Origin of the sequence: Gimesia sp., assembly GCF_048260065.1 — a bacterium.
Lineage (GTDB): Bacteria > Planctomycetota > Planctomycetia > Planctomycetales > Planctomycetaceae > Gimesia.
In genome coordinates, this window is sequence record NZ_JBLXHC010000042.1 from 1 (window position 1) to 7,261 (window position 7,261).

General features: G+C 53.4%; 5 protein-coding genes. 1 reads left to right on the forward strand and 4 read right to left on the reverse strand.

Translation table 11 applies throughout. From position 1 onward, the window contains the following. Nucleotides 1-186: 186 nt before the first annotated feature. The 3 genes from ACN0YN_RS31075 to ACN0YN_RS31085 all read right to left on the reverse strand — a co-directional run bounded on the left by ACN0YN_RS31075 (nucleotide 187) and on the right by ACN0YN_RS31085 (nucleotide 3,503). Entirely contained in the window at nucleotides 187-696 is a 510-nt protein-coding gene (locus tag ACN0YN_RS31075; protein WP_417388750.1) for an NTF2 fold immunity protein, read from the reverse strand. A gap of 136 nt (nucleotides 697-832) precedes the next feature. After that, nucleotides 833-2,371, reverse strand: a complete 1,539-nt coding sequence (locus ACN0YN_RS31080) for an aldehyde dehydrogenase family protein (protein ID WP_417388751.1) — start codon at nucleotides 2,369-2,371, stop codon at nucleotides 833-835. A gap of 7 nt (nucleotides 2,372-2,378) precedes the next feature. Then, nucleotides 2,379-3,503: a saccharopine dehydrogenase family protein gene (locus ACN0YN_RS31085; RefSeq protein ID WP_417388752.1), complete on the reverse strand. Its 1,125-nt coding sequence runs from the start codon at nucleotides 3,501-3,503 to the stop codon at nucleotides 2,379-2,381. A gap of 188 nt (nucleotides 3,504-3,691) precedes the next feature. Between ACN0YN_RS31085 and ACN0YN_RS31090 the strand changes: the two genes are divergently transcribed. Further along, nucleotides 3,692-5,053, forward strand: coding sequence for a hypothetical protein (locus tag ACN0YN_RS31090; RefSeq protein ID WP_417388753.1), 1,362 nt, complete (start codon nucleotides 3,692-3,694; stop codon nucleotides 5,051-5,053). A gap of 19 nt (nucleotides 5,054-5,072) precedes the next feature. On the opposite strand, the gene ACN0YN_RS31095 is transcribed toward ACN0YN_RS31090, so the two are convergent. Continuing rightward, complete coding sequence (locus tag ACN0YN_RS31095; protein ID WP_417388754.1) at nucleotides 5,073-6,914, reverse strand: hypothetical protein; 1,842 nt, start codon at nucleotides 6,912-6,914, stop codon at nucleotides 5,073-5,075. Nucleotides 6,915-7,261: the final 347 nt, after the last annotated feature.

Sequence of the window (7,261 nt, forward strand, 5' to 3'; positions counted from 1 at the left end):
AAGGTTCAATAAACTATGTTTACCACGCGTTAAAGAATACCACCACCGGCTCGACCTTCTTTCATAGTTTCACCCTTGCTGGGGGATCTCAATTTCACTGTCGGGCAAGCCGACAGATGGCACCCGGTGTTTTTTGCTACCACGAAAGGCACGAAAAATATTACTGACGCAGGTTGGTTGCTCCTGTTATAACAGACCGCTTGACCATTTTGCCTCAGGGGTGAGTGTGGCAAATTTTCGATTATCTCGAATCTTCCATCCATTTTCAGAATTGACCAGTTCGTAGCGATAGCAAAAACCTAGCCCGGAGGCAGGTTTTGTTTCAATAATGACCTTGTCGTTCTTTTCTAAAATCGACTCGATTGGATTCTCTTCAAGGTCATACTCGGGAGGGATATTGAACGAGAGACCTTCATCCTGCAGGCGTTTCGCAGCTCTACCGACTTCGCAAAATTCCTCGAAGATCAATGCCAAATCTTCTTTTGCCTTTTTAAAGTACCGCTGTATTTCTTCCTCAGAGAGTTCGTCGTTATCGGCTCGCTCTTCCGTTTCGATTACAGCTGACTCCCACACATACATTTCTCCAAAGAAATCGATCAGGCAGTTCTTTGCTTCCTCAATATTATGAGAGTTCATGAATCGTTCCAGAGATGTGCGTTGTAAGAATGATGGTGTGTTTAGCTTAATTATTAACACCTTCTGTCCACAACTTCAAATATACTGGATTTTATGGGACTCAGTTGTATATTGTTCTGGTGAGCTGAGACCTCTTGCTCGCTGCGCTCGGCACGGATTGCATCCGTGCCCACCCACCCTGTGATGAAGGTTTTCATTACAGATCGAATTTGATGCCCTGGGCTAAGGGGAGTTCGGTGGAGTAGTTGATGGTGTTGGTCGCGCGGCGCATGTAGGCTTTCCAGGCGTCGGAGCCGGATTCGCGGCCGCCGCCGGTTTCTTTTTCGCCACCAAAGGCACCGCCAATCTCTGCGCCGCTGGGCCCGACATTGACGTTGGCGATGCCGCAATCCGAACCCGTGGGGGAGAGGAACAGTTCGGCCTGCCGGATGTCATTGGTCATAATCGCGGAAGAAAGTCCCTGTGGAACCGCATTATGCATCCGGATCGCATCTTCCAGATTCTGATAGCGCATCACGTATAGAATGGGGGCGAAGGTTTCCTGCATGACGATTTCTGTCTGCCCCGGCATTTCGACGATGGCAGGATGAACATAACTGCCGCCTGCGGGGATGTCGGACAGGATCGGGTTTCCGAAGTGGACGACGCCCCCCTGTTCTTCAGCGGTTCGGAGCGCCTGCTGCATGGTTTCGAGCGCGCGTTGATCGACGAGGGGGCCGACCAGTGTGCCCTCATCCAGTGGATTGCCGATGGGCAATTTCTCGTAAGCTTTCTTGAGCGATGCGAGGAGTTTGTCGGCAATGCTTTCATGGACGATTAAACGACGGAGTGATGTGCAGCGCTGTCCGCAGGTACCGACGGCTGAGAACAGGGCGGAACGAACCGTCATTTCCAGGTCGGCGGATTCAGTGACGATCATGGCGTTGTTGCCACCCAGTTCCAGCAGACTGCGTCCCAGTCGACGGGCGACTGTTTCTGCAACGGCGCGACCCATGGGGATCGAGCCGGTCGCGGAGATCAGGGGGAGATCAGGGTGGGCGGCGAGGGCCTGGCCGACCTCTGCGCTGCCTATCAGCAGACTGGAGATGCCATCAGGGGTTTCGGGAAACAGGTGGGCAACCTGATTGACGATCTGCTGACAGGCGATGGCGCAGAGGGGTGTTTTTTCAGAGGGTTTCCAGACGACGGTATCGCCACAGACGAAAGCCAGCATGGCGTTCCAGGACCAGACCGCGACGGGAAAATTGAATGCACTGATGACGCCGACAGGGCCGAGGGGATGCCACTGTTCCATCAGACGATGTCCCGGTCGTTCGCTGGCGATGGTTTTGCCGTAAAGCTGACGTGAGAGTCCGACAGCGAAGTCGCAGATATCGATCATTTCCTGCACCTCGCCCAGCGCTTCCTGGGTAATCTTGCCTGCTTCCCAGCTGACAATGGCGGCGAGGTCGGCTTTGTGTTTGCGGAGTGCTTCTCCCAGCAGCCGAACAAATTCACCCCGTCTGGGCGCGGGGACCTCGCGCCATCCATGAAAGGCGTTTTTGCTGGTTTCAATAACCAGATCGACATCGCTGCGGGTGGCCTGTTGCAGGCTGACAAGTGTCGAACCGTCGATGGGAGAGACAACTGTCAACGGTTCTCCACTGCCGGCCTGCCATGTATTGCCGACGGCGACTGCTGCCAGCTGATCAGCAACGCCGATACGCTTCAGTACTTCGTGAATGGGATGCGTCATGATGTCCTTACCCGCCTGAATTTAATGTTTCGAGTCCAAAGGTTTCTGATTCATAAAACTGACCAAACCGGTTCGTAATAAACTTTTCAAAGGGGATATCTTCCTGTTTGATCAAGCCGGTCCCTGTTAACTGCTGTTGCTGGACGAGGTCGACGACGGCGCAGATGCCTGCTCCCGTGGTGAGTTGAATGGCACTCCAGATTTCGCCGTTAATTTCTTTCGCGTAGAGTTTTCGCAGGTCGCTTTTTTCGACGAACTGCCCGTTGCGGGTGCCCCGTACGGTGCAGAAGACGATCACGACATCCTGGAACGTGACCGGAATGGCATGTTCCATCACGTCCTTGAGCAGGGCGCGACGTTCTGAGAGCCTCAGGTCCTGCAGCAGGAATTTCATCAGCATGTGATGGCCGGGATAGCGGATGGTTTTGTAATTGAGTTCGCGAACCTGTCCGTGCATTGTTTCACAAAGTGTGCCCAGTCCGCCGGACGTGTTGAAGGCTTCGTAGACATTTCCGTCGAGCGTGAACTGTTCGAGTCCTTCCAGGGGGAGGTGGTTTTTAATGTGATGCCCATGGATGACTTCACAGGGGTTACAGTATTCGTTGATCAGCCCATCAGTTGACCAGGTCAGGTTATACGCCAGCGAGTTCGTGGGATGCTGAGGCAATGCACCGACGCGCATCCGCACGGTGTCGATTTCTTCGAACCACTCCATGACATGTTTTGTGACAATGGTGACGAAGCCCGGGGCCAGTCCGGATTGAGGCAGAAAGACCTGACCGGCGGCAGCGCCGGATGCGATTTCTTTCACCGCGGCGGTGGTCTGGCGGTCTTCGGTCAGGTCAAAATAATTAATGCCCGCTTCGAGCGCAGCGCGGGCCACTCCCGGGTTTTCACGAAAACTCAAGGCAGAAATGACGGCAGTACAACCCCGCATCAGATGCAGAAGTTCGCTATGGGAATCGGCATTCAGCGTGCGCGTTTCCACGTCGGGCAGACGTTTCTGGATTCGCTCTAGTGCAGCAGGGTACTGGTCTGCGATGCGCAGCTGATAATCGCCACTGGCGTGCAGGAGGGCTGCGATCATGCGACCGATTTTCCCTGCGCCGATTAAAAGAATAGTCTGGGACATGTCGGGTCCTCCTGTCAGTGCTTCAAGAAGTGAAATGATCGTCGAGAGGCCTTACTGTGATTATATACGTTGAAAATATCTTTTCTGATTGACTTTCTGTTTTCACTCCGTTTTACGTAATAAGAGAATAATCGCTACTTGACTCTTCGTCAGGGCTTGAAAGAATGCATGTGTAAAGGAAGTAAGTTATGTCCAATGAATCACTTACAGCATATAGCTGGAAACGATATCCGGAAACGGCTGCTTTTTTATTTCAGCGGATTACCGGTTTCTGTAAACGTTCTGCACTGATCCAGGAGTTCGCCGATCAGTTGCAGTTGAAAACGGGAACCCGATTGCTGGACTGGGTGGATCATCTGGAGTTGAAATGGTCTGATGCGCTGCAGCAGCAATTAATTGAACTCGGCTATGTCGCTGTAAAGGGAGCGAAGGCTCATCTGCTTTTACATCCGGAAGGGATGTTTCCTGCAATCCAGGCCAGTGATTCTGACGTAGAACGAATTTTTGTTCGTGTGGAATCGGTTGCGGACTTTTTGACCATTCATCAATGTGAACTGGAACTGCCCATCACAGGGGAGATCGGTTCTGCGGTCCGTCAGCGAGTAGTGATCAATGAAAACGGTCTGGAACTGCATGTGATCGAACGACACGGGGCACCGATCTCGGCGGTATTGCCCGATGCGGATGTGCGGCTGCTGTTGAAGCATGCCGAAGCGTTTCAGTTACGAAAGCGAGATTTTGACGATGACGTTGCCGGCTTTGCCGAAGCGGAAATTCTGATTAAAGCGGCGATTGACGACCTGGGAGTCGATCGGACCTGTGATCTGTTTTTTGCTGCAGAGCGGGACTACTGGCAGCAGCGCAATGCGGTCGCCCGGATTCAGAAAGCACGTCAGGATTCGATGGGCATGGGCTGGGCGAATCACGATCACCATACGTTTCGTTCAAGTCGTCCCCATTTCTGGCGGCTGATTTCCGTGCTGGAACTCCTGGGGTTTGAATTACGGGAGCGATTTTATGCCGGGCGTGAAGCAGGCTGGGGCGCGCAGGTACTGGAACAGCCGGCAGCACGGGTGGTGATTTTTGCAGACGTCGATCTGTCACCCGAAGAAGTCTCGCAGGACTTTGCGCACGAACCTTTGCCGGAGTTGAAGCAGTTGGGAACCGTGGGGCTCTGGTGTCGCCTGCATGGCGAAGCATTTCTGCAGGCGGGCATGCACCATCTGGAATGCCAGTTCGATTTCGACGCCGCCCGGCAACAGCTGTCTGAGGAAAACTCAGTGAAAACGATGAAGCCTTTCACGGATCTGCCTCATCTCAAGCAGGCATTTACGGCGGGTGAAATCTGGCCTGTTGAAGAATCGCGGATACAGTCTCTGCTGGAGGATGGTTTAATCAACGAAGAGGCAGCCGAACGGTTTCGCCTGCAGGGAGCAATTGGTTCGCATCTGGAAATTCTACAGCGCGAAGAAGGTTTCAAGGGCTTCAACCAGACCGGCATCAATGAGATCATTCTGGAGACGAATCCGCTGAAACAGCAGCAAAAATAGCTCCCTACTCTTATGGGGGCTATCTGCTTTGTTCCAGCAGACGTTCCATGTGTGGCAGCGAGCCTTGCGGATTCGTAGACTCAGCCCAGCCCAGTCCCCCCTGATGCTGTTTGAGATCCCAGTCGTTTTCTGCGCAATAATCTTTGAGTTCCTGTTCTGTGGGAAAACGCGCGATCAGAACAGGAGCACGCCGATCGACGAGCAGCACGGTTGGTAACGCGGCAAACTGCATGCGGTACAGCGTCGCCGGTTCAAATTTGTCTGTGATGAATGTCGCCTGGGGAACGCGGGGGAACTTCAATTCTTTCAGCTGGTTTTCTTCCACCAGCGATTCATTCGGGAAATCCCAGGGAAAAACATTGTTCTGAAGCTGATAAAAACAGAACAGGGGACCGAGGAGAGACAGGCTTAAAAGCAATCCCAGTCGCAGGGATTGTGTGCGCGGCAGTGCTTCTCCTGCCGTTGGCGAAATACGATACAGGGCAAAGCCCAGCAGACAGAGTGCCGCCGGTGCGATGTGCAGCAGCAGACGATTCATGGAAGTAGAAACGTGCCAGTAAGGATTGTAGGGGGTCAGCAGGTAAACCGCATAATACCCGCCCAACTGGAAACTGACCGCGATCAGCAGTCGTGGCAGTCGATGCTGACGTCGGGATAAATTGATCAGGAACAATAGGACGATAGACCAGAGCAGGATCGCTTCGGTTTTCCAGTCAAACAGCACGTTCCAGAACTGGCTCCAGATGATCTGATGCCATTCAGGCGATTCGACCTGATCGAGGCGGACCAGCAACCCATAAGGATTCAGGAAGACATCGGGCTGGATGACCTGACTGATTTCAAAGGCCCGCGCTGGTTCCATTAAGTCGTTGGGAGGAGCGAGACTGGCTTTGAACCAGATCAGAAACACAAGCGGAATTGCAGCCCCTTTGATCAGGTCGGGCAGCATGGAGATTTTCTTTTTCTCGGCTGTTTCCTGTTCGGGTGTTTCCAGAAACGAATGGCTGAGTCTGAGCAGGATCAGGGAACTGAAGCAGGCGAGTATCCAGAGTTGCCCTTCATTTTTAACGAGAGCCGACCAGACGACCATAAAACCAAACAGCGACCAGGCCAGCCGCTGCTGTGAAAGCATGGCATAATAATACCAGGCGAGCGATGTGAGAATCGCAAAGGCGAGCATGAAGTCGAGCGATTTGACGGCGTGCAGATAGATCAGAAAAGGTGTGCTCAGAATCACCGCCAGCGTGAAGGCGGCCCAGTAAGACGACTTTCTCCCGAGCGCCTCCCACCAGCCGACGAGAATGAACGCGAACCCGCTGAAGCAGGGGATCGTCAGTGAAGCGACTGCCAGTGAAGAACGACTGCCATCCAGGCTCCAGAGCGGAACCAGCGCCCAGGAGAAGAGAGGCGGATAATCGGGGTGGAGCAAAGCGAGATCACTGCTGAATCCCTGCGCCCACATCGCACCGCCATCCACGAGAAAGCGGGCGCGCATGATCCAGGTAAACATCGGGTCCCAGCTCCCCCAGGGGACGCGTTGATGAACGAGCACCGCCACGCCACATTCGGCAATGATGGTCAGCAGGAGAATCCAGAATACCGGCGCGGGAAGTGTGACAGATGAATTTTCCAGCGGCTGCAAACGGAAGAGAGAAAAGATCATGGCCACAAACAGCAGGAGCAGGGGGATCAGCGCTGGCAGCCCGCTGAGAGTCTGAATTAACCCACTGATTCCGAGCAGCGAAACCCAGGCAATCGGCAGACTGCCCCAGGCGATGAGGCGCGCCGCTGCGGGAACGCGGCGGAAGACGATCAGCCCCGCAATGCAGTAGAACAGGAGTGTGAGAATGAGCGAGATCATTCCAGTCAGTGTAACGCGGACTGGGTTCAATTTGAAATGAAACGAGGTCTTCCAGCTTTTTACTACCACGAAAGGCACGAAACGACACGAAACGACACGAACATTTGCTGGTGGGTGTGCGGTAGAGAAGTCGGGTGGTATCGGATGTAATCCGATATTGCCGCAGGCAACAAGAGGTCACAGGGCAAACGATGTGAAGAGTACGCTTTCCTCAAGGTAAATTAATTCAGTTGGTGGTTCTGTGATGAATTGATCTCGTGAGCTGCAACCTCCTGCTCGCTGCGCTCGGCCCGAATTATATTCGGGCCCACCTATGAAGAACGTCTTGTCAAGTGATTTTATTCTTT

Excerpts from the sequence above, each read along its gene's own strand:
- ACN0YN_RS31095 (WP_417388754.1), bottom strand. The coding sequence starts at position 6,914 with ATGATCTCGCTCATTCTCACACTCCTGTTCTACTGCATTGCGGGGCTG.
- ACN0YN_RS31090 (WP_417388753.1), top strand. The coding sequence starts at position 3,692 with ATGTCCAATGAATCACTTACAGCATATAGCTGGAAACGATATCCGGAA.
- ACN0YN_RS31085 (WP_417388752.1), bottom strand. The coding sequence starts at position 3,503 with ATGTCCCAGACTATTCTTTTAATCGGCGCAGGGAAAATCGGTCGCATG.
- ACN0YN_RS31080 (WP_417388751.1), bottom strand. The coding sequence starts at position 2,371 with ATGACGCATCCCATTCACGAAGTACTGAAGCGTATCGGCGTTGCTGAT.